This is a genomic window from Enterovibrio sp. QJM3NY_24 (assembly GCF_057786035.1).
This window is the reverse complement of sequence record NZ_CM173519.1, coordinates 1,810,465-1,836,110: the sequence shown is the minus strand read 5'-3', so window position 1 is coordinate 1,836,110 and position 25,646 is coordinate 1,810,465. Positions and strand designations below refer to the sequence as shown.

At 45.9% G+C, this 25,646-nt stretch carries 22 protein-coding genes; 6 read left to right on the top strand and 16 right to left on the bottom strand.

The window, feature by feature from the left end; translation table 11 throughout:
* Positions 1–13: 13 nt before the first annotated feature.
* On the bottom strand, positions 14–1,432 hold the full coding sequence (locus tag AC3CIC_RS08045; RefSeq protein ID WP_488514264.1) for a form I ribulose bisphosphate carboxylase large subunit: 1,419 nt from the start codon (positions 1,430–1,432) through the stop codon (positions 14–16).
* 527 nt (positions 1,433–1,959) lie between these two features.
* Here AC3CIC_RS08045 and fba point away from each other — a divergent pair.
* From fba to AC3CIC_RS08025, 4 genes are read left to right on the top strand one after another with little or no spacing between them, the layout of a single operon-like run.
* Complete coding sequence (fba, locus tag AC3CIC_RS08040; protein ID WP_488514263.1) at positions 1,960–3,024, top strand: class II fructose-bisphosphate aldolase; 1,065 nt, start codon at positions 1,960–1,962, stop codon at positions 3,022–3,024.
* 49 nt (positions 3,025–3,073) lie between these two features.
* Positions 3,074–4,000 (top strand): phosphoribulokinase, encoded by a 927-nt coding sequence (locus tag AC3CIC_RS08035; protein WP_017002759.1) that lies wholly within the window; start codon positions 3,074–3,076, stop codon positions 3,998–4,000.
* Positions 4,001–4,010: 10 nt separating this feature from the next.
* Positions 4,011–5,063, top strand: a complete 1,053-nt coding sequence (locus AC3CIC_RS08030) for a class 1 fructose-bisphosphatase (RefSeq protein ID WP_488514262.1) — start codon at positions 4,011–4,013, stop codon at positions 5,061–5,063.
* A 39-nt stretch (positions 5,064–5,102) separates the two neighbouring features.
* The gene (locus tag AC3CIC_RS08025; RefSeq protein WP_488514261.1) at positions 5,103–6,014 is read left to right on the top strand and encodes an inositol monophosphatase family protein; all 912 of its coding nucleotides are present in this window, start codon (positions 5,103–5,105) and stop codon (positions 6,012–6,014) included.
* On the opposite strand, the gene AC3CIC_RS08020 is transcribed toward AC3CIC_RS08025, so the two are convergent.
* The 8 genes from AC3CIC_RS08020 to matP all read right to left on the bottom strand — a co-directional run bounded on the left by AC3CIC_RS08020 (position 6,011) and on the right by matP (position 13,695).
* Positions 6,011–7,066 carry an FUSC family protein gene (locus tag AC3CIC_RS08020; protein ID WP_488514260.1) on the bottom strand — a complete coding sequence of 352 codons (1,056 nt, stop codon included), beginning with the start codon at positions 7,064–7,066 and terminating at the stop codon, positions 6,011–6,013. The genes AC3CIC_RS08025 and AC3CIC_RS08020 overlap by 4 nt on opposite strands.
* Positions 7,067–7,901: 835 nt before the next feature.
* The gene (locus tag AC3CIC_RS08015) at positions 7,902–8,399 is read right to left on the bottom strand and encodes a GNAT family N-acetyltransferase (protein WP_488514259.1); all 498 of its coding nucleotides are present in this window, start codon (positions 8,397–8,399) and stop codon (positions 7,902–7,904) included.
* 109 nt (positions 8,400–8,508) lie between these two features.
* The gene (locus tag AC3CIC_RS08010) at positions 8,509–9,042 is read right to left on the bottom strand and encodes a phosphotransferase-like protein (protein ID WP_488514258.1); all 534 of its coding nucleotides are present in this window, start codon (positions 9,040–9,042) and stop codon (positions 8,509–8,511) included.
* A 301-nt stretch (positions 9,043–9,343) separates the two neighbouring features.
* Positions 9,344–10,024, bottom strand: a complete 681-nt coding sequence (locus AC3CIC_RS08005; protein WP_488514257.1) for a class GN sortase — start codon at positions 10,022–10,024, stop codon at positions 9,344–9,346.
* On the bottom strand, positions 10,021–12,168 hold the full coding sequence (locus AC3CIC_RS08000) for a marine proteobacterial sortase target protein (RefSeq protein WP_488514256.1): 2,148 nt from the start codon (positions 12,166–12,168) through the stop codon (positions 10,021–10,023). The genes AC3CIC_RS08005 and AC3CIC_RS08000 overlap by 4 nt, the downstream gene beginning before the upstream one ends.
* Before the next feature lie 373 nt (positions 12,169–12,541).
* On the bottom strand, positions 12,542–12,946 hold the full coding sequence (locus AC3CIC_RS07995) for a PPC domain-containing DNA-binding protein (RefSeq protein ID WP_017002769.1): 405 nt from the start codon (positions 12,944–12,946) through the stop codon (positions 12,542–12,544).
* On the bottom strand, positions 12,946–13,236 hold the full coding sequence (locus tag AC3CIC_RS07990) for a DUF3634 family protein (RefSeq protein ID WP_016962156.1): 291 nt from the start codon (positions 13,234–13,236) through the stop codon (positions 12,946–12,948). Before AC3CIC_RS07990 ends, AC3CIC_RS07995 begins: the two co-directional genes overlap by 1 nt.
* A gap of 9 nt (positions 13,237–13,245) precedes the next feature.
* Positions 13,246–13,695: a macrodomain Ter protein MatP gene (gene matP, locus AC3CIC_RS07985; RefSeq protein ID WP_016962157.1), complete on the bottom strand. Its 450-nt coding sequence runs from the start codon at positions 13,693–13,695 to the stop codon at positions 13,246–13,248.
* A 248-nt stretch (positions 13,696–13,943) separates the two neighbouring features.
* Here matP and AC3CIC_RS07980 point away from each other — a divergent pair, with 248 nt between their 5' ends.
* Both AC3CIC_RS07980 and fabA read left to right on the top strand, forming a co-directional pair.
* Entirely contained in the window at positions 13,944–15,617 is a 1,674-nt protein-coding gene (locus AC3CIC_RS07980; protein WP_488514255.1) for an AAA family ATPase, read from the top strand.
* Positions 15,618–15,680: 63 nt separating this feature from the next.
* Positions 15,681–16,199 (top strand): bifunctional 3-hydroxydecanoyl-ACP dehydratase/trans-2-decenoyl-ACP isomerase, encoded by a 519-nt coding sequence (gene fabA, locus AC3CIC_RS07975; RefSeq protein WP_026023782.1) that lies wholly within the window; start codon positions 15,681–15,683, stop codon positions 16,197–16,199.
* 263 nt (positions 16,200–16,462) lie between these two features.
* Here the strand turns inward: fabA and rmf are convergent, their stop codons facing one another.
* The 7 genes from rmf to pyrD all read right to left on the bottom strand — a co-directional run bounded on the left by rmf (position 16,463) and on the right by pyrD (position 25,615).
* A complete protein-coding gene (rmf, locus tag AC3CIC_RS07970; protein ID WP_016962160.1) occupies positions 16,463–16,633 on the bottom strand; it encodes a ribosome modulation factor in 171 nt (56 codons plus the stop codon).
* Between the two features lie 163 nt (positions 16,634–16,796).
* A complete protein-coding gene (locus AC3CIC_RS07965) occupies positions 16,797–18,641 on the bottom strand; it encodes a DUF3466 family protein (protein ID WP_488514254.1) in 1,845 nt (614 codons plus the stop codon).
* Between the two features lie 2 nt (positions 18,642–18,643).
* Entirely contained in the window at positions 18,644–20,572 is a 1,929-nt protein-coding gene (uup, locus tag AC3CIC_RS07960; RefSeq protein ID WP_016962162.1) for an ATP-binding cassette ATPase Uup, read from the bottom strand.
* The gene (locus tag AC3CIC_RS07955; protein WP_016962163.1) at positions 20,559–20,813 is read right to left on the bottom strand and encodes a glutaredoxin family protein; all 255 of its coding nucleotides are present in this window, start codon (positions 20,811–20,813) and stop codon (positions 20,559–20,561) included. Before AC3CIC_RS07955 ends, uup begins: the two co-directional genes overlap by 14 nt.
* Positions 20,813–22,951: a bifunctional 23S rRNA (guanine(2069)-N(7))-methyltransferase RlmK/23S rRNA (guanine(2445)-N(2))-methyltransferase RlmL gene (gene rlmKL / locus AC3CIC_RS07950; protein WP_488514253.1), complete on the bottom strand. Its 2,139-nt coding sequence runs from the start codon at positions 22,949–22,951 to the stop codon at positions 20,813–20,815. Before rlmKL ends, AC3CIC_RS07955 begins: the two co-directional genes overlap by 1 nt.
* A 966-nt stretch (positions 22,952–23,917) precedes the next feature.
* Positions 23,918–24,466 carry a cell division protein ZapC gene (locus tag AC3CIC_RS07945; protein WP_016962165.1) on the bottom strand — a complete coding sequence of 183 codons (549 nt, stop codon included), beginning with the start codon at positions 24,464–24,466 and terminating at the stop codon, positions 23,918–23,920.
* 138 nt (positions 24,467–24,604) lie between these two features.
* The gene (gene pyrD / locus AC3CIC_RS07940; protein ID WP_016962166.1) at positions 24,605–25,615 is read right to left on the bottom strand and encodes a quinone-dependent dihydroorotate dehydrogenase; all 1,011 of its coding nucleotides are present in this window, start codon (positions 25,613–25,615) and stop codon (positions 24,605–24,607) included.
* Positions 25,616–25,646 lie beyond the last annotated feature (31 nt).

Here is a 25,646-nt window from a genome sequence, read left to right as displayed (position 1 = left end):
AATCGACAGAGGATCAGGCATGAACGACATCCAGCTTGTCGACGGTATCAAATTCAAATTTGACCTCTTTCCATGTTTCCATCGCCGCTTTTAATTCCGGGCTATGTTTGGCGGCGGCGGTAAGAATGTCTTTCCCTTCGCGCTCAAGTTCACGGCCTTCGTTTCTCGCTTGCGTACAGGCTTCTAATGCAACACGGTTTGCCGCTGCACCTGCTGCATTACCCCAAGGGTGACCGAGTGTGCCTCCACCAAATTGGAAGATGGCATCATCACCGAAAATCGACACCAGCGCCGGCATATGCCATACATGGATTCCCCCTGAAGCCACGGGTAATACGCCGGGCATAGAACCAAAATCTTGATCGAAAAAAATACCTCGTGAGCGATCTTCTTTAATAAAACGATCACGCATGATGTCAATCCAACCCAGCGTCGCTTCTCTGTCTCCTTCGAGTTTACCCACCACGGTTCCTGAGTGAAGGTGGTCACCGCCTGATAGACGAAGACATTTCGATAGCACCCGAAAGTGAATACCATGACGCGGATTTCTATCTAATACGGCGTGCATCGCTCGGTGAATGTGCAACAACATGCCATTCTCGCGACACCAGTTAGCTAAACCCGTGTTGGCGGTAAAACCTGCCGTCAGGAAGTCATGCATGATGATGGGCATATCGAGTTCTTTGGCGAACTCGGCACGGCGGTACATTTCTTCTGGTGTAGCGGCGGTAACATTGAGGTAATGTCCTTTGCGTTCGCCAGTTTCTCGCTCAGCGCGATGAATGGCTTCCGCAACATATTCGAATCGATCACGCCAGCGCATAAAGGGTTGAGAGTTAACATTCTCATCATCTTTGGTGAAATCAAGCCCTCCGCGTAGGCCTTCATAGCAAGCTCGTCCGTAGTTCTTGGCGGATAGACCCAGTTTTGGTTTAATCGTGCAGCCAAGCAGGGCGCGTCCATATTTGTTCATTTTGTCGCGCTCAACTTGAATACCATTTGGCGGTCCGCCACAGGTTTTCACATAAGCAATTGGGAAGCGCACGTCTTCTAAGCGCAAACCTCTCAGTGCTTTAAAGCCAAATACGTTACCCACGAGAGAAGTCAGCACATTGACCACTGAGCCTTCTTCGAACAGATCGATGGGGTAAGCCACAAAAGCATAAAAAGCGGTATCGTCTCCTGGCACATCCTCAATGGCATAGGCACGTCCTTTGTAGTAGTCGAGATCGGTAAGTAGATCTGTCCATACCGTTGTCCACGTACCTGTTGATGATTCTGCCGCAACTGCCGCTGCGGCTTCTTCGCGAGGGACACCCGGTTGAGGCTCAATTTTAAAGCAGGCGAGAATATCAGTATCTGCGGGTATGTAGTCAGGCATCCAATATGTATCGCGATAATCCTTTACGCCAGCTTGATAATTTTTAGCCATAAATATTTTCCTTTTATGTATTTGGAGACTGTTTCGCCATCCACTTGTTGGCTTGGTTTAATTGTTAGCGATAAAGAGATTGAAGTGAAATAGCATCTACTTATACCTACGATAAATATTAATATCGAGTAGGGTGGTGATATATATTCTGAGAGGTGCTTATCACTATCTTATTGATTTATATAGGAGGGTTTTTATCATCCCACATTAGACAAAAGTGAATTCCCACTGTGCTGGTGGATTATCAAGTCTTTGATTTTAAGCCATATAAACCCATACCCACATGACTTATAAGTGTAACTTATCCTTATCTTTGTTATTCCTGATTGGTGTGAGTGACGTTTCCCCCTTATTGTGATTTCACTAGGGGAATGCATATTGCTTAAAAGTTTTTATTTTAAACCAGTTCGTCATCTATTCATTAAATATAAAATAAAATCCAAATAAGTTAATAGTAATGATTAATACAATATGACAGAGGCTATTTTCAGATAAAAATTTTCAAATACAGCAGCAAGGAGAGAATAATGGCATTGATCAGCTTAAGGCAATTACTCGACCACGCAGCCGAGCACAGTTACGGTGTTCCGGCGTTCAACGTGAATAACATGGAGCAAGTTCACGCTATCATGCAGGCCGCAGAAGCGTGTGACAGTCCTGTCATTTTGCAAGCATCGGCTGGGGCGCGAACTTATGCTGGCGCAGGCTTTTTACGTCATCTTATGTTGGCGGCTGTTGAGCAATGGCCCTCTATTCCGATTGTGGTACATCAAGATCACGGCGCTTCACTGGCCGTTTGCCTTCAGTCTATTCAGCAAGGATTCACCTCCGTCATGATGGATGGCTCGTTGCTGGAAGACATGAAAACGCCAGCGAGTTATGAATATAACGCCGATATCACGCGTCGAGTCGTTGAGATGTCACACGCTGGTGGTGTGTCAGTAGAAGGTGAGTTGGGTTGTTTGGGATCACTGGAAACCGGCACAGCCGGAGAAGAAGATGGCTCTGGTGCTGAAGGTGTACTTAGTCACGATCAGTTGCTGACCGATCCTGAAGAAGCCTTAATGTTTGTTCAACAAACAAGGGTTGATGCGTTGGCCATTGCCATTGGTACCAGTCATGGCGCATACAAATTTAGCCGACCGCCAACGGGCGATATTCTTGCCATTGACCGAATCAAAGCCATACATGCGATGATCCCCGACACGCACTTGGTCATGCATGGTTCTTCCTCGGTCCCTCAAGATTGGCTAGAAATTATCAACGAACATGGCGGCGAAATGGGAGAAACCTATGGCGTTCCCGTCAGTGAAATTGTTGAAGGCATTAAACATGGCGTGCGAAAGGTCAATATAGATACCGATCTTCGCATGGCAAGCACTGGTGCTGTGCGACGTTTTCTAGCGAACAATCCTAGCAATTTTGATCCGCGTAAGTTTCTGTCCGCCGCAACACAAGCCATGCAAACACTCTGTCAAGAACGCTATGAGGCATTTGGTTGCGCAGGAATGGCATCAAAAATCACGCCAATAAATTTAGAGGTCATGGCATTTCGTTATGCAAATGGCGAGCTAACGCCGTCTTTCCATTGAATCAGGATTAGAGATTGAAAATACGAGAAATACGCCAAGGAGTGCAATTATGTCAGTTAAACATCCTATTGTTGCTGTGACAGGATCATCTGGAGCAGGGACATCGACGGTGAAAAATGCCATGGAGCAAATATTCCGTCGCAATCATTTTGATGCCGCAGTGATTGAGGGCGATAGTTATCACCGCTATGACAGAGTCGAGATGCGCGAGCGGCTAAAACGCGCTTACGAAAAAGGCAAAAATTTGAGTCATTTTGGTTCCGATGGCAATGATTTCGTTGAGCTCGAAAAAACCTTTAAAGCCTATTCTGAATCGGGCACGGCACTTCGTCGATACTACATTCACAATGAAGAAGAAGCATTGCTTCACAGCCAGAAAGTCGGGACGTTTACGCCTTGGACACCCATTCCTGAAGGCTCTGATCTTTTATTCTATGAAGGTTTGCATGGTGGTGTGGTGACAGAGAAAAGCAACGTGGCGCGGTTTGTCGATTTGTTGATCGGTGTGGTACCCATTGTGAATTTAGAATGGATACAGAAAATTCATCGTGACACACATGTGCGGGGTTACAGCCGTGAAGCCGTGACGGACACCATTCTTCGTCGCATGCATGATTATGTGCACTTTATTACGCCACAGTTTTCACTAACGGATATCAATTTTCAGCGTGTTCCTATGGTGGATACCTCTAACCCATTTATCGCCCGTGATATTCCTACGTTGGATGAAAGCATGGTAGTCATTCGCTTTAGAGATCCAAAGAAAACGGGCGTCGATTTTTCGAATCTGCTTAACATGGTTCATGGTTCATTTATGTCACGTCGCAACAACATTGTCGTCCCAGGCGGCAAGATGGGATTAGCGATGGAGTTGATTATGCAGCCACTGATCGAGGAGCTGGTTTTGAACGGTTCAAATCGTGTAAGTGTTGCCACAACCCATGACAGATTCGCCAAACGCGAGCCAGCAATTTAAGGAGTTCAGTATGAGAAAGGGCATCACGTTTACACGCTTTATTATCGAAGAGCAGCGCCGAATTCCAGAATCGACTGGGGAGTTTACTTTGTTACTCAGTGCCATTGTCACCGCGTGCAAAGAAATTTCAGATGACGTAAATCGCGGCCAACTGATTAACGTCCTTGGCAGCGCCGAAACTGAAAACGTTCAAGGTGAGACACAGAAGAAACTCGATATTATCTCTAACGACATCATGTTACGCGCACTGGAATGGTCGGGTCATCTCGCAGGAATGGCCTCGGAAGAAATGGAAGAGGTCTATCCCATCCCCTCGAAATACCCCACGGGAAAATACTTGTTGGTTTTTGATCCGCTGGATGGTTCTTCAAACACCGAGGTTAATGTATCGATAGGTACTATTTTTTCGATTTTACGTTGCCCAGAAAACATTTCTGCGCCACGTGAAGAGCACTTTCTACAACCTGGCGTTCGGCAAGTCTGCGCGGGATATGTGCTTTATGGTCCCGCAACGAATTTGGTGCTCACGACAGGTCAGGGGGTTAACGGGTTCACACTTGACCAAGATATTGGCGAGTTCATCTTGACGCACCCAAAACTGAAAATCCCAGAATCGACCAGTGAATTCGCAATCAATATGTCCAATCAGCGTCACTGGGAACCAGCCGTTAAACGCTACATCGATGAAGTTGTTGCTGGAGCAGATGGTCCACGAGAACGAGATTTCAATACGCGATGGGTAGCATCCATGGTGGCAGAAGTTCACAGAATTCTGATGCGCGGCGGCATTTTCATGTACCCGAGAGACAATAGAGAGAACGTAAAAGAGGGAAGGTTGCGCTTATTGTACGAAGCCAACCCGATGAGTTTTATCATTGAACAAGCGGGCGGTGCTTCAACAACGGGTCGTGAAAGAGTGATGGGAGTTTGCCCGGATAAGCTTCATCAACGTATTCCCGTTATGCTCGGTGCAAAGGAAGAAGTAGGTCGCATTGACCGCTATCACATTGAAATGGATGAAGAAATAGAGTCTGAGTCACCATTTCGACAAGAGGCTAATTGATTCCGATCTTTATGGCGCTGATATCGCACCGGAGGTGTTATGGACTGCCGAACAGAGAGTCAGAGAAACGAAGTACTGACACATGACCACGTAGAGCAGCTACTTAACATGCCAATTGGCACAGCTTGGCAGGTACTGAGAGATATTGTCAGCCAAGCTGCCCAAGACATAATGTTACCTAAGTTTGCTTTGAACGCCTATCAACAAGAGGTTTCACACAAAGAAGATGACTCACTGGTAACGCTTGCTGATAAACAAATGCAGCAGCGTTTGACCGAGACGTTAACGAGTTACTGGCCTCACATTCCTGTATTAGGTGAGGAGCAAACTTCGCAACAGCATGCATCAGTAATAACGTACTTAGACAGCGCAGCTTGGGTGTTAGATCCCATTGATGGAACGGGAAATTTTGCCGCCGGCATCCCGTACTTTTGTACATCTTTGGCGTTGGTGGTTGAAAGCAAGGTGGTGTTGAGTCTGGTGCATGACCCAAATCGAGATGAATCGTTTTTTGCTTTCCAAGGAAGTGGCGCACATCTCAATGGACAAATATTACGACCAAGAGTCATGTTCAACAATTCACTAAATCATGCCTCAGCATTGATAGATTTTAAACGCCTACCGAATAATTTGGCATCGATACTCGCAATAGATCCGCCGTATCGTTCTCAACGAAGTTTCGGTGCAAGCGCACTTGATTGGTGTTGGATAGCGGCCAGTCGGTGTCAGGTTTATCTTCATGGCAGTCAGATGCTTTGGGATTACGCCGCGGGCGAATTGATACTACGAGAAGCAGGTGGGTGTTCATCAAGTTTTGACGGCAAAGCTGTTTTTGAAAAAAGCTTGGCGCCACGAAGTGTCATCGCTGCAATTGATCCGGATTGCTATCGCCAATGGCGAGATTGGCTTAACGGTCGGGGAGACCTACGCTTAAAACTTCAGATCGACTAGTCGAGTTTTGCTTTTCGCGCATGGAGCCCATGAGTCATGATGAGCGCGATAGCCACCCAAAAGCAACCGATTAAAGTATCGAGGAAGCGCCAACTCATCAGTTGTAAATCACCCTTAGGTAACAAGGCGAAGTTTATTGCCACCATCACAGTCACCGTGATGACGAGGCTGAAAAGTAAATAGCTTTTACGCAGACTGTACGGGATCCAAAAAGCAAACAAGGCAACAACGATGGCCAAGCCAATTTGGTCAATATAACGAACCGCAATATAGGCAATCAAAATTCCCAAAAGGGTGCCTAGAATACGATCCCAAAGATGGTGCCATGAAAGTCGATCATCAATGTGCATGACAAATAATATGGTCAAGCCAACCCAACCAGGCTGGGTCACATGCATCCAATCCGCGCTAATGGTAGCGGTCAGTATCGTTAGGGGTAAAGTGAGTCCATATAAAGGTCCATTGGTGTCTCCCTTAATGATTTGGAAAAATTCGTTGTTGGGCGAATGCGCAATCTCATCTGTTTTGTACATCCATCCTTGCAAGAGAATCAGCATTAAGGCTAGCAAGGCGCCGGCAAAATACGCGATGCCAATGGATGCCGAAGCGGGAAAACCTAATTGCGCAAGCAGCAATGCCGTGGCGAGATACTTACCGAGTAATCCCCAATAGGCATGCTCGGGTTTGGGTTGACCGGCAAGGAAGCCAAAGATCATCAGAGCAGCGATGGCAAGTTGAGAATGGCCAACCAAAGTCAAACCTAAAGCGGCAGAGACAATGACGGCGAGCACGCCGATTACGATAGCTGCCATTTGTTTGAGTGCTTGGCTGCGTGGGTCGAGTAACAACGCCAAAAGCGCGCCCAATGTCATAAAGGCAGCTCGCACATAATCTTGAGCGAGAGCGCCATACAAAATCGGCAGACTCATACCCAAAGAAAAAAGTAAGCCTCTGGCTCGCTCATAGGGAAACATATCGAATTCTGTGCTGATGAACGGTGTGATATGAGTATAGAAAGCGTCGAGAAATACGGTTGGTCGAACGTGTTTCACTATCAAGCATCCGCGTGCTTTTCAAAACAACGAGCCGATGGTGTTTGGAAATCATCGGCTCGTTGTCGGTATTGGTAAATACGCTAAAGTTAAGCTGGCAGCTGCTTGCTACTTATAATTATTAGGTGATGAAGAAGTCAGTTGGAACCAGTTTCCAGATGAACTTCTTAATACGCTAGTAATTATATACTTTATGGTAAATAGACAATTACGTTCAATAGACTGAATCTAATGAGTAAAGAGAGGAACTTGATGGCATGAGGGAAGCAGATTTCACGCTACTGCATATCTTATTTAACATAATATACATAATGCGTAGTGAGATGTGATTGATAACATAGTACGGTTTGGCCTGGATCTGGTCTATTGCTCATTCTTTCAGCGACCTTAAACCTTGCCTGTATCATCTTTGTTGGTGTTGTTTTGTTGCTGTTTCTTTTTCGTTTTTGCTGATCGCGATTTTGGTTCTAACTTTGTTGTCATGTTCTTTGGTGTTCACCGATTGATAGTTTTCATGAACTGGGTTCACTGGCTCGCGCTTGGAACTCACTATTCTCTGAACCATTGCTAACAGCATTGGCTGTTTATCAAATAAAATAGATTTTCGTTAAGTGCTTTGAAGGTTACGATATGGCGCCACCCATATCGTAACCTTCAAAGCACGAATGAATTTACGGAACGCAAGCTCGTGAGAACCGCCTGCACCAATTGAAGCGCTCCGCAGCGGCCAACGAATGAAAGCTGCACCGTGGATACCGACGCATGATAAATTGACAATAAAAGCCGGCTATGTGTGGTTCATCGATTCTCTAGATTCATTGAGGTAAAATCACCCCTAAAAAGTGACACGGTAACACTCTTGTTTATCCCGTAAAGTTAACGACTTAACCCGAACCGACACATTCACTCCTCGACTTTCAACTTGTTCGATCTCCTGCCAACCTAATTTCGCGTATAGGCCGCCGTCGAGTTGCTCGGTTTGTAGGTGCAGATGTTGAACGCCATGCGTTAATGCGATTTCTTCTATCTTAGTGACGAGTGCAGATGCGATGTGTTTTCCGCGATAAGCTTGATCAACATATACGCCCCCTATCCAATGCTCTTTGTCTGGATAGATACTCATTTCATGGAAGCGCAAATGCGCTGCACCGACAGCAATTTCTCCGTCCATGACGAGAACAAGTAGTGGGATTTTATCGGTGTTGAGGTAGTCACTGAGCTTGTTCGTGAAATCTTCTAGTGACGCGTTTGATATTACGCCCCATTCATTGAAGTACCACTTGGCGACAAGCAGCAGAAATTCAGGTCTGTCTGCGAGATAAATAAAAGTCATCGTTTTCCAACCAGGTATTTCTCATTAACAAATTATGTTGGTTATAAAAAGAGACGCTCTGTTGGAATGCCCAGATTCAAAACCAAGGCGATAAAATGAAAGCCATCGATTACACATCGTGTTTTTGCTCATACATAGTGGCAGCAACAATGGTTGCTAGTTCTTTCACAGACGTCGAAGTACTGTCGATTTCAAGATCGTATTGAAGATGAAATGCTGATGTGGCAAAACCGTGCCTCACTTCTTCCAATGTGCGATCTTCACGCTGACGAGTGCGGCGTTCGAGTTCGGCCAGTTCGCAATTCACACCAACGTAAAAACGTTCGTGCTGATCAAAGGCCAAATCCATTTGCAGCGCGCGTGTTGGTGTGGAGATCACGGCATCGAAAATGACCTTGTTGCCTGTTTTCAGTAAAGCATCAACACAAGCAAAAGCGCCTGTCATTAAAGCGTTGATATCGACAGATGGCCAATCATTCTCCTGATTGCAGCGCGCCAATACAGACGGCGGCATGGCATAAAGCAAAGTATCGATTGAGAAGTACAACCAATTATCAGGCAGCAATGTTTGTTGCAGTGCTTTTGAGAGCGTTGTTTTTCCAGCCCCTGATGGACCGTCGAGAACAATAAGATTTGGGCGCATAGAATAGACTCTTTTATTATGTTTATTGTTGAATATATGATTTGCCTATAGCCGCCCTTTTGAAAGAAATACTGCGATATGGACCTGAAAAATGCGATCCATATACATGATGTTTCATTAGTGAGTCATCCGTTTCTAGAGATGCCTCACACCTAGTACTCTCGCTAACCGCATGTTTAATAGGCTTAAATTACCAGAATTATCAAAATTAAGTCATTTGATAATCTGTCATGGTTTCAGCATCTTAAGTTGGATTATTTACCTTTAACATCTAAGTTATAGTGCATTAGACGTGTTGTTTTTAAAGCCACAACTTATTAGTGTGATGACGGGTATAAAATTCCGTTGGGGAGAAATCATCTAAGTCGATTTCAGGCTGAATCGGCTTGGCGACGACAATATACCGCATTGGCCCGTTAAATGTTAATGAATCAAACGGATAACATGTGATCAGTGTGATGCGATCATCTGGCGTATTGTCTGCCCACTCTGTTTCCGATTCATGCACGATAGCCACATCCGTCACTTGATAGTAAACCTTAGTGCCAGCGCGCGTTTCTAGGTTGAGTTCGTCCCCTAGAACTATCGAGGACAGCCCCGAGAAATGGGTGTCGTTATGGCCGAATACCACCACGTTCCCTTTTCTACCTGGTGCAGCAGTGTGTGTCTGTAACGTCGGTCCAAACGCGAGGTTTCGCGCATTCGCACCAGAAAGCACCCAACTGAACGTTTGATCTTGTAATGACAACCTCGCTATAGGATATGTATCAGCCCATGGCCAAGGCTTGTGGTTATTGCCAGTGAGTTTTTGTTGCTCCCACGCATGGCTGATAAGCAATTGCGCAAACTGCGCTTTGGCTTTGATATAGAGTCCATTGGCCATCAGCGTCACTCCACATAAAATCGCAGCTATCAGTAAACACTGAGTAGGTGTTTGTGGCAAAAAGCGGCGAATACCCTTCTTCAATATTTGTGGGTTCATGATGCTCGCCCTTCCTCGCTGAAAATGTGAAGCTTTCTATTTCCCATCATTGGCCATGCAATAACACTAAGTAATATCATGCACAAACCGAGTAGCAATAGACCCGTGCTTCCCAATCCACTTTGTAGCAATGGCTGAGAATTTTTAGGCTGATGCGGAGCGATTTGATGAGGTTTCGCCGTCTCGCTCATTGGTCGAATTGGGGTTTTATCAACGGCAACAAGGCTAGTGTGTTGGGTGACGATGTGATGATCTAATCCCAGTTGCGTGATGCGTGATTTTTTCACTTCATCTGTCAGAGATTGATTGAGCGAGATGCTTTCTATTTGGTTACGCGCCCAAAGCACGTCAATGCCATTGGCCTTTCCGGCGTTGATGTCAGCAAGACTGATCTCATACGTCCATTTCTCATCATTCAGTTGACCCGTTAACGTAAGTTTCTCGGCATCGTCGGGGATAACAAACGCCAAGGTTAGCGGTTGGCTTTGGTAAAGATCGGAAATCGGCGAAGGCCAAGCATCAAGGGGCTTTCCGTTTTGCCATTTCACGTTGATATCTTTCATGATGGGGCTTGATAGCTTATCAAACAGTGGCTTCATCACGGCGTTAACCTCACTCAAACTGCTGACGTGCGTAAACGTCCCTTTGCCACTGACAGCCGCGCGCTGCATAAACGCACTGTTAGGGGCAGAGCCAATGCCGACCGTGAATAAGCGTCGGTCTCCTCGCCCTTGGTCGATCAGTCGATAGAGTTCGTCTTCGTTGCCAATCGCCCCGTCGGTAATAAACACGACTTGATTGAGGAAGCCTTCTAGTGACGCAGAATCGTAAGCCAACGTGATGGCATCAACCATTTCCGTGCCGCCATCCGCTTGCAAACGTCGCACGCCGCTAATCACGTTTTGGATGTTGTCACTTGTCGCGGGTAGCGCATCGGCTGACAAACGTTTAGCTTTGTCGTTAAATACAATCAGATTGAAATAGTCGTCAGCGTCTAAGCGGCTCAGGGCATAGATCACCGATTCTTTGGCTTGGTCCATCGCATCACCATACATAGAACCCGAAGTATCCAGTACTAAGGTGATGTTTTGGGGGATCGGGTTAGACGTTTTTGATTGCGGCGGCATCGCCATTAGCAGGCCATAGTTCTCATTGTCGCCGTGTTGAACAAACATCGCAGCCACTGGTTCTGCCCCTGCTAACGGACGCCATGACAGTTCGAAATCTCGATCTGCAATCGCCATTTCACTGAGAGTGACCGAATAGCGACCGGCCGTAACTTCAACAACGTTGATGTTTCCTGTTTGGCTTTCGATTAACCCGACAGGCAACCCCATGTTGAGGTCAATATCGAGATTAAATGCGATAGCGTCATCGATTAATGGATCTCTGTATTCAGAGGTTATTTCGTTGGCATCGGTCACTTGAGCCGTTGCAACTGCCCAGCCGTTTTGAAGTTCTGCCAATGCTGATGAAGCCGGCTTAATGGTTTCACTGGCTTGCTCTCGTCGCGTCTCGTCAAGATTAGGTGCAGGATTTTCCGATACTGAAGACAGTGGCAACCCAGGTATATAGCGCTGCGTAAACGTGGTTGGAAAGCGAAGGCTGAATTCTCCATCTTCGTAGTGAAGCGTTTCTTGATATTCAATCTCAACGATAATGGTCTCGTTCGGTGCAATGTTTGCCATCTGCGTTGAAAACAGATTTGAACGGTGTTGTTCAATCAATGATGCTTTCTTGCCGGTGGCTGCCGCTTGATTGAAGATCTCTCGGGCTTTCTGCTTTTCTTGAATTTCGCCTTCGATAACACGCTCACCGACGCGAATTCTTAACCGATCAACGGCGGCATTTTGTGGCAACGGGAATAGATACCGCGCGTTGACCCAATCCTCGGTTGGATTAGAAAATACCTGCCTAACGGTCACACGATTGATCAGCCCATTAATCACCATGCTGGCATCGGTTGAAAACTGGGGTGCTTCTGTCCACAACGTCGATTCACTATTTGCTGACTGAATGTATAAGCCTCCTTCTTCTTCTGCAGCGAAAGCCAGTGCAGGCATGAGAAAGATGAGTAGTGCGGTGAGCAGCCAATCAGAGGTTGGCCCTTGAAAGTGAGTTCGAATGAATGTCAGGGTTAACATTGCCACGTCCTGTATCGTTTTTGATGGGCTTATTACATCAAAACAATCTGTCACTTTCGGGCGGCAATTAAGGATGAATAAAGAACAAATGTGGCAAGATTATGGCAAGCCAACACTCTAAGTTATAGTGCGCTAAGTGTTCTACTAATAACGAATTACTGGCTATATTGCTAAGTGAACAAACAAACCCGAGTAGGCATTAACACCTTGAAAGTATGCAATATTTGATACTACCTCAACGACGTTTAGTCACTAAATCTAGCGTTCTATGCATGCCACCTTGTCTTTTACCCGAAGATTTTCTAACCATGGCACATAACTATTCACAATGTCATTAATAAATCATTGTTCTGCTTTCCCTTTATTATATCGTCTACTGTTTGCCTACGACTAACTCGGTGTACCCAGTCCCGCCGTCAAACTCACGTGTAAAAGACATATTCGGAAACGAGAACAAACATACTTCGGCAGTGTGGCTGACGATACTGCCTTCCATTAAATGCCCGCCTACCATTTCGCCCTGCTTGTTTGCGACAGCAATATGAAGGTGCACATGATCGGGCGTAAGCGTGCCTGACACTGAGATAATTTCAACATCTTCATGAATGTCGATAGTGGATTTTCCGTCTGCAGTTCTGATCACAAGTCGCGATAAACACCCCACAACGGAGGCTACACACCCTGCTGGAATATTATGATATTTAATGGCGTCGAGAATTGACAGTTTGAGGTCAGCCCCTCGCGTTAAACGAAAGGCTTGAGGTGTAACGGCATGCATTATTTGAAAGACTTATAAGGGAAGACGTTGCGAATTCGTTGCTGCGCTTTGTTATCGATACTTTTCGATATGACCAATTTAACGGGTTTAAATCGATTACGATAAACTTTCACTGTTCCGGTAATCGGATTGCGCTTGGCAATCTCTGCGCAGTCGTGCAAGAGTCCGTGAGGGATTTTACCTCGTGTCTTTATGATCTCACCGTCTTTGAATTTGATGAGAAGAATGGGACGATCAATGGCGATAAACACAAACAGCGCGATAAAACTCCCCGCCAGAAAGTACTCCATGAATTCACCTTACAAATCTAACAAACTATTCAAATCTTTCTTCAACGCATCAACTTTCTTGTTGGCGTTTTGCGAACGATTAGCTTCACCAATCAAATACTCTATCGTATCTGACAATGTGGCATCGAGTTCTTGCGCTTTCACAGACAGTTTTTCCCACACACGAAAATCGAGGTCAATAGACTTCTTGCGCGTGTGCTCTTGTTCTGCATTAAAGTGACGTTTCCGCTTAGCGCGAATGGCTTGCTTGAGCTTAATATCGAGCGCCGGTGACATATGCTCACCAATCCATTCGATCACTCGAGTGGGTTCGTGTTCAAGTGCCAGAAGAGATTTAATCGATACATCTATCTCGCTGGTATCGACATAGCGGGATACATTGAAGCCCTCTTTGTGCTTCTTAACCAGATAACTCCATTTCCATCCGGCTTCGAGATTTTCAAGTTGTTGATATTTCATATTATTAATTTTTTATTGTGAGAGCTAAAGTGATGTGAAATTACAGTTACAGCGTAACAGTAGATTACTTTTTAATCAAATTTTACCTGTTATATCTTATTGATATTTTCGTCGCTTCGCTCACAAAGTGAGCCTTTATTTTTAATTATTTTCTCGAATCATGACAAGCGGTTATCTTCGCTACTTTGCAGGGTCTTATTCCTTTATAATGGATATATCTAAATCTCCAAAGGCAGAAACCCAGACGTATGCAAGAAGTTACCTGGCAGTCCGTTGTTCCCCAGTTCTCTCACGTAGAGCAGCACATTGAAAATTACGCTTCGATAGACGCCGTTGCGCCCAGTGCTCTGCAACCTCGACTGAAAAACAGCATTCAACGGCTTGTCCATGAGTCGCACTTCCCTCGCCTTTTGCTGGTCACCGCGGCCGATGTTCATGACTACTTTACGCTAACGGAGAAGATGGTGGTTGACCACCTTCCCAAACCGGACATGCCTGTTGTTATTGCTGAAAACTTTGATGAAACTCAGTTATTTGGTGCAGTTTATCCTAACAACGACAGCGTGACAACGTCACAAAAAATGGAAGGTTTACTCCATAAAGCGAATGGTGGCGTGCTGATTATTTCGCTAACCGGCATTATCAGTCAGGCCAATATTTGGAATCGACTGAAAAACGTCATTGCGACAAATACGTTGCATTGGAAAAGCGCCAAGCGAGATACCTATTGCGAATTGCCAGATCCTGAAACCATCTCTGTCAGTGTCATCGTTATTGGTGATCGTGGATTAATGGCAGACTTCGCAAGTGGCGAACCAGAGCTACACGGTATTGCGAGCTATTGTGAATACGAGCAAGACATACACCTTTCAGAAGAAAACATTGATACCTACCTTGCTGTGGTTAAAGGCTTCCAGCAGCAATTCGGCGTAAAACCTCTGACCACCGGTGCAATCAAACGCTTTATGCAGGCTGGTGCGCGTCACGCTGAAGACCAAGAGCGCATGCCCCTTTGCCCGTTGTGGGTTCAAACTATTTTGCGTGAAGCTGATTATCAATCAGTGACAGACGTCATCACTGATGAAGACTTAGATGCGGCGATTTCAGCCAAATACTTCCGTGAGTCTTATCTGCCACTTCGTGCCGTTGATGACATTCACAAAGGCCAAGTATTTATTGATACTGAAGGCGAACATATTGGGCAGGTAAACGGCCTGACCGTGGTTGAGATGCCTGGACATCCAATGGCGTATGGCGAACCGGCACGTATCTCTTGTGTCGTGCATTTCGGTGACGGTGACATTGCTGACGTAGAACGCAAAGCAGAACTGGGTGGCAATATCCACGCGAAAGGCATGATGATCATGCAAGCTTTCGTGAGTGCTGCACTGGATTTGGACGAGCCATTGCCTTACTCCGCCTCTATCGTATTCGAGCAGTCTTACTGTGAAGTGGACGGTGACAGCGCATCGTTGGCTGAACTATGCGCCTTTGTGAGTGCTCTATCTCAACAGCCGATCAACCAGAGCATTGCCATCACGGGCGCTGTAGACCAATTCGGTCGTGTACAAGCAGTTGGCGGTATCAATGAGAAAATTGAAGGCTTCTATCACATCTGTGAGCATCGCGGCTTATCCGGCTCTCAAGGTGTCATTTTGCCAATGACAAACCTCAACGCACTCTGCCTTAGTAAGGACGTCACCGAAGCCATTCGTGATGGTAAGTTCCACATCTGGGCCGTTGAAAATGTTGAAGAAGCATTCCCATTGATCACCGGTGTGCCATTTAGTGGCGAAGAGGACGATGAAGAAACCGAAACACTGCTCGATAAAATCGCGCTGCGAATCGAACTCTTCCACCATGGTGAGCATCGTCACACATCACTAATAAATAAGCTTAAAAACATGTTCAGCCGACACTGATCAGAGTTGTCTAGCGTACACGTGTACGCTAGAATAATGACATCTTTTTGCAGGAGCAGTACAATACTAATGAAACGTCACTCATATGATCGCGACGACCTAATTGCCTCAAGTCAGGGCGAGCTTTTTGGCCCTGGCCGTCCTCAGTTGCCAGCTCCAAACATGCTGATGATGGACCGAATTGCAAACATCACTGATGAAGGTGGTGATTTCGGTAAAGGTTTTATTGTTGCTGAACTCGACATCACACCTGACCTTTGGTTTTTTGATTGCCACTTCCCTGGTGACCCAGTAATGCCTGGTTGTTTGGGCTTGGATGCAATGTGGCAGCTGGTTGGTTTCTTCCTTGGCTGGATGGGCGGCGAAGGTAAAGGCCGAGCTCTGGGTGTAGGCGAAGTGAAATTCACTGGTCAAATCCTCCCTACTGCGAAAAAAGTGACGTATGAAATTCAGATGAAGCGTGTCATTAACCGTAAATTGGTAATGGGCGTTGCTGATGGCCGTGTACTGGTAGATGGCAAAGAAATCTACGCTGCGAAAGATTTGAAAGTAGGTTTATTTCAAGATACCTCTTCATTCTAAACATGCGCCAGTCTTTCATTAAACCGCCCCTGTGGCGGTTTTTTTTTGTTTAGTGCTGCAGATTCCCTCTCTTCTCGCGTTTGTCCGTTCTGGTCCGAATCAGCTTCATTCACACGGATTCCACCCACAGACTTAAGTAGAGATATCGACATCTCCAATCCTGTATTGAACAATAATTTAAACCCAATATAGTTATAGTGCATTAAACGAGTAAGAAAAAGCCCCGAATTCGGGGCTTATTTGGATGGATTGCAAGAAAGAGATTATTTCATTGACGTCGCTTTAGTATCTCGACCATCACGCCAACCGCCTAGCCATTGGCTGCGTGCGTCCGTGGCTTGATAAGGACATGTTTCAGAGGATCGACCGCTTACGCCGGCTTGATAGCCTTTAGCTTGTGCTCGCTCTAAACGATCTCGCTTCTGTCTTTTCATATTTCCGCCCTCTTATCCTTCGACAAATGTATCTTTGCGATGCGGCTTAACAGGGTCACTGTTAATGAACCGCACCATTTAAGATTCATTCAAGGTTAATAAATAATCAAGCATCGACTGGCTCATCCGACAAATATTTGTGAGGACGAGCCAAAAATGAACATTACTTTCTACGTCTCAACAGTCCACCTAGACCAAGAAGAGCAAGGCTTAGCACACCAAAACCACCACCGCTGCGAGTGATCGTATTTGTTTCGTAAGGACGAGGTGTAATATCACCGCTTTCACGTGTCAGTTTCACGGCCACCAGCGCTTCTTCGCCATCACATTTTGCGTCATGGGCTGTTGAACTATAGCCACCAGCACAATAGAAAGCAGACGCTGCAATATCACCATTTACTGCAATATCATAAGCTTCAGCGATACGGTAAGCATTCGCTCCCGTTGCACCATTGGTCAGATCATCCAACAACCAACCGCGCGTATTGTCGAAATCGGCCAAATTTGGCGCAGAGCCATGCAGGTATACATAGCCACGCTGGCGTCGAGCGCGATCACGGGAGGATTCAGTGTCTACTTTGCCTACCAACTCATTATTGTCGTTAATCGCCGCCGCAGTCGCGTTGTAGCCATTAAAGAACAATGAACTTTGAGCAGTGGTTAAAAGTGTCGTTGATGTGCCTTCATTAACAAACACATTTTCCGCGTATGCACCGTTGTTCAGCCTGTAGTTCTTAGCCACACCTACAACGACATTGTTTGCATTAATGTCGTTGGCTTCGGTGTAACTATAGATAATATCGCCATCTTGGCGGATTTCTATGCCAGGAATAAGCGACATACCCCAGCAAGTGCTAGCGGATGAATCTAGTTTTAGTGTCGCAAAACACGCATCAAAATCGGCGGTTGGCGTAAACTTCACGGCACGAGCATAAAAGTCACTATCATCATAAGTGCTAAAGCCAACCATTGTCGGCGCAGTGTCCGCCCCTACAAGCGCGGCAGCACGAACACTTGCCTGAGCGGTATCGTCTGTATTGCCAGTTGCACCATTCGGGAAGCCAGCAATAACTCGTGCATTATTGGCATCAGTCGCGCCGAGCAACCAAACAGATGCCTGATTAGCAAACTGATAGTACTGACAAGCACGGTTGCTATAGTCAACAGAGCTTGAGCAGCTATTTAAATCGGATAGACCAGAATCCTCTGGAGCCTTGTTGCTATTGTTTGGTTCTGCCATGTTATTCGTTGAGGCCGAACCAAACACAATCGTCGTGCCGTTAGCATCTATTGAGCCATTGGCATTGGTTTGACCGATTTGTGGAATAACACCTGTTGCGCTTGATGGAGGAAGAAGTTCTGTGCTTCCCGAAAAGCCTCGACGAACAAATGCACGAGCGTTATAGCTACCTTCGTCGAAATAAGGACTGCTGGAAGCCCCCATCGCCTCCCCAGAATCAGTCACCGCATTAACGACAACATTGGTAGAATCAGCATTTGGGTTTGTTAGCGTTGTACCGGAAACACCTGAACCAAACGGATTAACCTGAGAGCCATCTAAAGTAGCGACACTATTGCTGGTATAACCTGCATGCCAAGCATCAATTTCTTTGTTCAAGCCGCCAGTACAAATATTGGCATCATAGTCTTCACTATCACACACTTCACCAGATGCTTTAATGCCATACCATTGCTCATTCGCCCACGTATCGCAGGTGTTGTAGCCAAGGTAGTTAAAACAGTAACTATCCAAGTCATTATAGCTATTAATGAAATGCTCTACGTCTACCATGTAAGGCAGCTCTTGAGAGTAGTTAAGTCCCACAGGACCACTTAACACCTCAACCGCAACTTTACCGCCATTAGGCGAAATAGCAGTAGCAGCCGCTGACTGGCTTGTGGATGCGTTATCCACACGGTCGACAGAATACAATGCCGCATTGGCTGCGATTGGAAAACCAGCCATCGCAAGCGCGACAGCTGAAAGTTTAAATTTGTTGAACTGCATTACTATTCCTTCTGCATCTCTTCGAGTTCTTCCCATCGCTCAAACGCCGTTTCCAATTCAACTTCAACATCGCTCAAACGCTGCAAAATTGGCTGAGTTTCTTCGGTGCTTTTCTGGAAGAACGCAGGATCGTTCACCGATTCCTGTAACTGCGAGATTTCATTCTCTAAGTTTTCAAGAAGCTGTGGAAGCGCTTCTAGCTCTCTTTGCAACTTATAAGACAGTTTTTTGCCTGGCTTATTGTTTTCAGCTTGTTTTATAGGCGCTTCTTCTTGTGAAGCTTCCTGTTTCTTTTGTTTCTCTTGAGGTTTATCTGCACCAATCGTCTGACGATAATTGTCACGCTGCTGCATCGCATCGTGATAACCACCGACGAATTTGTGAATAACACCCTCACCTTCAAACACCCAGCTATGAGTCACTGTGTTATCGACAAACTGACGATCGTGGCTCACTAACAGCAAAGTACCCTGATAGTTGGCAAGCAATTCTTCCAAAAGTTCCAACGTTTCGATATCCAAATCGTTGGTTGGTTCATCGAGAACCAATAAATTACAAGGCTTAAGGAAGATACGCGCGAGCAGAAGGCGGTTCTTCTCACCACCAGATAAGGCTTTTACTGGCGTTCGTGCACGACGTGGGTGGAACAAGAAATCTTGCAGGTAGCCAAGCACATGGCGCTTACGCCCACCCACTTCGACTTCCATCTTGCCTTCCGCAAGGTTATCGACCACGGTTTTCTCTGGATCGAGCTTCTCTCGGTATTGGTCAAAATAAGCCACTTCGAGCTTAGTGCCGACATGAAAATTACCCGTGTCTGATGTCAGATTTCCCAACATCAGCTTGAGCAGTGTACTTTTGCCACAGCCGTTTGGCCCTATCAATGCAATACGATCACCGCGCATCACATTAAAGCTAAAGTCTTCGATTAAGTTCTTTCCATCAAACTTAAAGCTAATGTCTTTCGCTTCGAAAACAATCTTTCCTGACTTAACCGCTTCATCAACCAAAATGTTGGCATTCCCCAACACTTCTACACGTTCTGAACGCTCACGACGAAGTTGTTTCAGTGCGCGCACTCGACCTTCATTACGCGTACGACGGGCTTTAATTCCCTGTCGAATCCAGGTCTCTTCTTGGGCTAGCTTCTTATCGAATTCAGCATTTTGATCCGCCTCGACCCGAAGCGCTTCTTCTTTGCCATCTAGGTATTTTTCGTAATCACCCGGCCATGAGCTCAACTGACCACGGTCTAGATCAACGATGCGTGTTGCCATAGAACGAATAAATGCGCGGTCGTGCGAGATAAAGATGATCGCGCCTTTGAAATCTTTTAGAAAATTCTCCAACCACAAGATCGTCGCAACGTCTAAGTGGTTTGTTGGCTCATCCAGAAGCAGAACATCTGGCTCACAAACCAGTGCACGCGCTAAAGCGGCTTTACGCTGCCAACCGCCGGACAATTCAGACAGTTTCTTAGAACCGTCCAATTTCAGCGCATCAAGTACCATGGTCAGTTGATTTTCAAAATGCCAAGCGCCCGAGTGGTCGAGTTGATCTTGAACTCTCGCCAATCGATTTATGGTCTTTTCACTTGAGTCAGTTTCAATCAGTGTTAGCAATTCATGGTATTGCTTTAACAATGCCCCCGCTTCTGCTAGGCCTTCAGACACATAATCAACCACTGTGCCTTCAGCATCACGTGGAGGATCTTGCTCTAAACGAGAGACTTTTAAGTCTTGCTGACGGTTAATGCTGCCGTCATCAAGTTGCACTGTGCCGTGAATCACTTTCATTAATGTCGATTTACCTGCGCCATTACGGCCGACAAGACAAACGCGCTCATTAGGTTGCAAAGCAAATTCTGCGTGATCGAGTAATGGATTGTCGCCATATGCAAGCTGGGCGTTTGTGATGTTAATCAATGCCATGTTTAACTAACCATGTTGTTAATGCGAAAGAATCGAAAGGCCAGCTCAGTTCGTCGATCACTGAGCCGTCTTGAGTTTGATGTGAGATAACAGGAATAGTGACACCGTAACGAGAAAACAGTGTGTCGTTAAACGCAATGTCTATGACGTTCAAAGCAGCGGAGTTATCCGCTGCTTGATACAAAGCCATTGCCTCTTCACAAAGGTGACACCCTTCCGTGCTGTAGAGGATTAAGGCCATTAACCTTCCTTGTGGGTAATAATCCAACAGTTATGAATCTGCTTGTTACGTTCAAAATCCAATGGAATTGAACGATGAGTAATGTTTTGTGCTGACAAACCCAGTTCGCCGAGCGCTTCGAGATCCATCTTGAAGTTACGTTTGTTGTTAGAGAACACAATCTCGCCGTCAGTTCGAAGTAGACGTTTCAGATCAGCCATCAATTTGATGTGGTCGCGTTGCACATCAAAATTGTCTTCCATGCGCTTCGAGTTAGAAAACGTTGGCGGATCGATAAAAATCAGATCGTACTGTCCTTGATCGGACTCGAGCCACTTTAGGCAGTCCGCATGGATGTATTGATGCTGACTCCCCGCTTTACGATTCAATTCCATGTTGCGCTCAGCCCACGCGAGATAGGTTTTAGACATATCTACGGTGGTTGTTGACTTCGCGCCACCCACAGCGGCATGAACCGTTGCTGTACCGGTGTAAGCAAACAAATTGAGGAAGTCTTTACCTTTCGCTTTTTCACCCAACATTTTGCGGGTGTTACGGTGGTCTAGGAACAAACCTGTATCAAGGTAGTCTTGAAGATTAACTTCCAACGTCACGTTGTATTCGTGAACCTTCATAAAACGCTTGGCTTCTCCCAGCTTCTGATACTGGTTAGTGCCTTTTTGCTTCTCTCGGGTTTTCAAGATGACGTTGTTTGCGTTAACACCAGTCACGGCAATAGTCGCACGCACAGTGTCCATCAAACGACGACGGGCAGTCTCTTCCGGGATTGTTTTAGGCGGCGCGTATTCTTGAATAACGATATTGTCGTTATAACGGTCAATCGCCACGTTGTAATCGGGTAAATCAGCGTCGTACAAGCGATAACATTCTACGCCCTGCTGTTTCGCCCACTTCTCTAGTTTCTTGAGGTTCTTGCGTAAACGGTTAGAAAACTCTGGGGCAACATCCGGCATTTGCACTTGCACTTGGCCATCTGGTGACGTTGTCACCTCACCACGGGCAGTGATCTGGTACGTCTTCATTTCACAATCAAGTGCACCGTTACGCAGGTTATAGGTGCTCTCAGCACGCATGCGAATGCAGCTCAGGAGTTCGTTAGAACCTGAGTAGATGTGTGCGACGGAACCTTTGAATTGCGTTTTAAGCTGCACACCCAGCTGGGTGTAAAGCGCAATAAGACCCGGAGTAGTACCAAGACGCTCGCCATATGGCGGGTTACAAATGATGTGACCCGTGCCAAACCCTTCTGGGTTTTGCAGCGTAGTTGCGTCTGCTTCTTCAAACTGAATAAGGCTACCAACACCTGCGCGGTTCGCATTCGCTTTTGCCGTTTCAAGCACACGACGGTCGTTATCAAAACCAAAGAAGCGCGTTTCGCACCTTGCAGGGCCTTTCTTGGACTTAACGGTAACTTCCGCATGCACTTCCATCCACTCTTCGCGGTTGAAAGATTTCAGTGATTCAAAGCCCCAACGTTTACGTTTCAATCCTGGCGCAACTTGTGCTGCCATCATTGCTGCTTCAATCAATAACGTGCCTGAACCACACATAGGGTCAAGCAAGGGTTGCTCTGATGTCCAACCGCTTTTCATCACCAATGCCGCGGCATTGGTTTCACGCAAAGGAGCCATACCTGCTTCGGTACGGTAACCACGCTGGTGCAAGCCACTACCTACCATATCGATACCCAGCAGGCCATCTTCACGAGACAAGCGCATGTGAATACGAAGGTCAGGTTGCTCACGGTCAATGCTTGGACGCTCACGATCCGCCTTAATAAAGCGGTCTACGATGGCATCTTTAACTTTCAGCGCACCGTACTGACTGTTGCGAATTTCACGGTTAGTACCGTTGAAATCAACAGCAATTCGCTTTTTCTCGCTGAAGTATTCTGGCCAGTTAATGGCAGTTGCACCCAGATACAGGTCCATGTCATCACGTACGGCAAATTCGCTGAGTACAAGAATAAATCGTGATGCTGTGCGGCTCCATAAACAGCACTTGTAAAGGGTTTTCTCATCGGCAAGGAAACGTACGCCGGCATTAACCGCTTTAACGCTGCTTGCGCCGAGTTGTTCGAGTTCTTCTGCAAGCAGGTTTTCGAGACCGCGAGAGGTAATAGCTAAATATTGATTCATGGAAATGTATTCTGAGGGATTTTGCGCGCGATTATACCTGATTTCGTGACGTAGCGCTCTATTGGCAGCCATTTCTTTTCCATTCAATTTAGCCAAAGAGCAAGGTCTTGTAGCGCCAAGCTATACCTATTACTTATCTCAAAGCGCCATCTAAAAGCGCTATTTCAAAAGACGGCTTTTATTACACTCAACGCCTCATCTTCCCCTCACTTTCGCGTTATCCACAACGAAGAAAACTGTTTCCCACAAGAAACCATAATCACAATATGCTTTATCGTGCTGGATGGGGATTACAACCCAGCTTCAAGCCAGATTGTTAATCTATATATGTACAAATAGTAAGCGCACACTTATCCACAACATCAATGAATATGTAGAATGAAAAATAGTCTTAACGCCCCATTCATTCCTAACAAGAAAGTTACCATTCAAGCCAAATCTGGTATATACCACCGTGATAAATCAATGGCTTCTCTTTCGATAAATGGGGAAATTTAGTTATTATCGTTTCTAAAATAAACCTGTTTTCGCCAATTTATAGCGATAATTGAAAGCGGATAAACATTGTATTGATGCAAATTGCGTGAGATAGATCACTTTTATTGGTGGGAGGATTCTCGTTGATTTGAAGGGACTTTCTCACAATTGCATATAAATGAGACAGCCCTTCTTTTTCATTGATAGATGAAAGCAGGTGAATCAAAGCCTGAGATAAGGGTATTCAGACAGAGTATTTCTGTATGGCTTGTATTGAATCAATGCGAGCAAGGCTAACTCACCCCTGGTCGATACGCCATAGAGGCGCCAGCGCGAGATACAAGCTCAAAAGGATATGGGATCAGTCTTTATATCGGGGATTTTACGTGTTAAGTGGCCATTTAGCCTGTTACAGGTAGAAGTTAGAATGCTTGATGGATGATTGAGGTTTTAAGAATGGAAAGAAAAGAGGCTGATAGAACGGTTCTATCAGCCTACTAACGCATAATGACCACTGCCGTTATCGTATTGTTGTTGGTATATTGATAACCGATCATTCATTACTTTTATAGCTTCACAGAACCGCATTTGTTTTGTATCGGTCAGCGCCAATGGTGACTCGCCTGCATGCATACACAATGAAGCGATGCCTGCGTTTTCAATCACTAAAAAGGATTCACTGCCGTGCTCAGTTTTCAATGTCACAAGAGAGCCAGCTTCTGCGGCTGAGTAACCTTCTTGTTCCTGGAAAAACCAGCTTTTTGGTAGTAGCGGTTTATGGAAGCGATTTGCTGCCACTGCGTTCAAAACGAGTTCGGCCTTGCGAGGGCCTGATAGAGAAAGCGCATCTACTGCATCAAAATACGCTTGGAAAAGTGATGCGTCATCAACTGAAAATGGGGTTTCAGCAAACGCATCGGGGATGAGCTGTTTGCATTCTATGGCCACTTGGAAAACCATGTCTTCACCTAAATCCAGCATCAATGCTTGTGCTTCTTTATCGAAGTACCACTTCCATGCGTTATTAGGTTTCAACATCGTGCTCGCTCCTGCGCTTGCAGAGAATCGGTCCGTGACCACTGAATAAATTGTGCTTTGGGGAAGTGTAATCGGCTTGAGATAAAAAAAAAGGGGAAGTCATCCTCCCCCTTTACTGCACATTCTTAATTTTTTTGGTTAAATATTTCGTACGATATCTTTAACCAAACGCGGACCGTGGTAAATAAAGCCAGAGTAAACTTGAACGAGCTCAGCGCCTGCCATCATTTTCTCTTTTGCCGCCATCACTGAGTCAACGCCACCTACACCGATAATCGGTAGTTTGCCATTAAGCTCCTGATGAAGACGGCGAATCACTTCCGTGCTTTTGTTTTGAACTGGACGACCGCTCAACCCACCCGCCTCATGTGCATGAGGCATACCTTCGACCAAAGAACGATCCAAGGTTGTGTTAGTTGCAATAACACCATCGATGTTATAACGCACTAGCGCATCGGCCACTTGCACCAATTCATCTTCGGTCATATCAGGTGCAATCTTCAAAGCAACTGGAACATATTTACCGCGACTTTTCGCAAGTTCGTTCTGGCGCACTTTCAATGCAGAAAGCAAATCGTCCAGTGCGTCACCGTATTGCAGTGATCGTAATCCAGGTGTATTTGGCGAAGAAATGTTAACCGCTATATACCCTGCATGGTCATAAACTTTGTCCATGCAGATCAGGTAATCATCTTTGCCATTTTCCAATGGTGTGTCTTTGTTCTTTCCGATGTTGATGCCAATCACGCCTTCATACTTGGCCTTCTTAACATTCTCCACCAGCGCATCCACACCGTGGTTGTTGAAACCCATGCGGTTGATAATACCTTCCGCAGGAATAACACGGAACAGACGTGGTTTGTCGTTACCATCTTGTGGGCGCGGTGTGACCGTCCCTACTTCAATAGAGCCGAAACCCATTGCACCAAATGCATCAATGCATTCGCCGTTTTTATCCAAGCCAGCTGCAAGGCCTACTGGGTTTTTGAAATGCAATCCCATGACTTGAACGGGACGAGGAGGAAGATTTTGACGATAAAATACATCAAGAGGAGTGCCAGTGAAGCGAGAAAGATTCTTGATTGCCAGATCATGTGCATGCTCTGGGTCTAACTGAAAGATTGCCGATCTGGCGAGGCGGTACATCATGTAACCTCCAAAAAAAAGCCCCGAATAAACG

Excerpts from the sequence above, each read along its gene's own strand:
- AC3CIC_RS08045 (WP_488514264.1), bottom strand. The coding sequence starts at position 1,432 with ATGGCTAAAAATTATCAAGCTGGCGTAAAGGATTATCGCGATACATAT.
- fba (WP_488514263.1), top strand. The coding sequence starts at position 1,960 with ATGGCATTGATCAGCTTAAGGCAATTACTCGACCACGCAGCCGAGCAC.
- AC3CIC_RS08035 (WP_017002759.1), top strand. The coding sequence starts at position 3,074 with ATGTCAGTTAAACATCCTATTGTTGCTGTGACAGGATCATCTGGAGCA.
- AC3CIC_RS08030 (WP_488514262.1), top strand. The coding sequence starts at position 4,011 with ATGAGAAAGGGCATCACGTTTACACGCTTTATTATCGAAGAGCAGCGC.
- AC3CIC_RS08025 (WP_488514261.1), top strand. The coding sequence starts at position 5,103 with ATGGACTGCCGAACAGAGAGTCAGAGAAACGAAGTACTGACACATGAC.
- AC3CIC_RS08015 (WP_488514259.1), bottom strand. The coding sequence starts at position 8,399 with ATGACTTTTATTTATCTCGCAGACAGACCTGAATTTCTGCTGCTTGTC.
- AC3CIC_RS08010 (WP_488514258.1), bottom strand. The coding sequence starts at position 9,042 with ATGCGCCCAAATCTTATTGTTCTCGACGGTCCATCAGGGGCTGGAAAA.
- AC3CIC_RS08005 (WP_488514257.1), bottom strand. The coding sequence starts at position 10,024 with ATGAACCCACAAATATTGAAGAAGGGTATTCGCCGCTTTTTGCCACAA.
- AC3CIC_RS08000 (WP_488514256.1), bottom strand. The coding sequence starts at position 12,168 with ATGTTAACCCTGACATTCATTCGAACTCACTTTCAAGGGCCAACCTCT.
- AC3CIC_RS07995 (WP_017002769.1), bottom strand. The coding sequence starts at position 12,946 with ATGCATGCCGTTACACCTCAAGCCTTTCGTTTAACGCGAGGGGCTGAC.
- AC3CIC_RS07990 (WP_016962156.1), bottom strand. The coding sequence starts at position 13,236 with ATGGAGTACTTTCTGGCGGGGAGTTTTATCGCGCTGTTTGTGTTTATC.
- matP (WP_016962157.1), bottom strand. The coding sequence starts at position 13,695 with ATGAAATATCAACAACTTGAAAATCTCGAAGCCGGATGGAAATGGAGT.
- AC3CIC_RS07980 (WP_488514255.1), top strand. The coding sequence starts at position 13,944 with ATGCAAGAAGTTACCTGGCAGTCCGTTGTTCCCCAGTTCTCTCACGTA.
- rmf (WP_016962160.1), bottom strand. The coding sequence starts at position 16,633 with ATGAAAAGACAGAAGCGAGATCGTTTAGAGCGAGCACAAGCTAAAGGC.
- AC3CIC_RS07965 (WP_488514254.1), bottom strand. The coding sequence starts at position 18,641 with ATGCAGTTCAACAAATTTAAACTTTCAGCTGTCGCGCTTGCGATGGCT.
- uup (WP_016962162.1), bottom strand. The coding sequence starts at position 20,572 with ATGGCATTGATTAACATCACAAACGCCCAGCTTGCATATGGCGACAAT.
- AC3CIC_RS07955 (WP_016962163.1), bottom strand. The coding sequence starts at position 20,813 with ATGGCCTTAATCCTCTACAGCACGGAAGGGTGTCACCTTTGTGAAGAG.
- rlmKL (WP_488514253.1), bottom strand. The coding sequence starts at position 22,951 with ATGAATCAATATTTAGCTATTACCTCTCGCGGTCTCGAAAACCTGCTT.
- AC3CIC_RS07945 (WP_016962165.1), bottom strand. The coding sequence starts at position 24,466 with ATGTTGAAACCTAATAACGCATGGAAGTGGTACTTCGATAAAGAAGCA.
- pyrD (WP_016962166.1), bottom strand. The coding sequence starts at position 25,615 with ATGATGTACCGCCTCGCCAGATCGGCAATCTTTCAGTTAGACCCAGAG.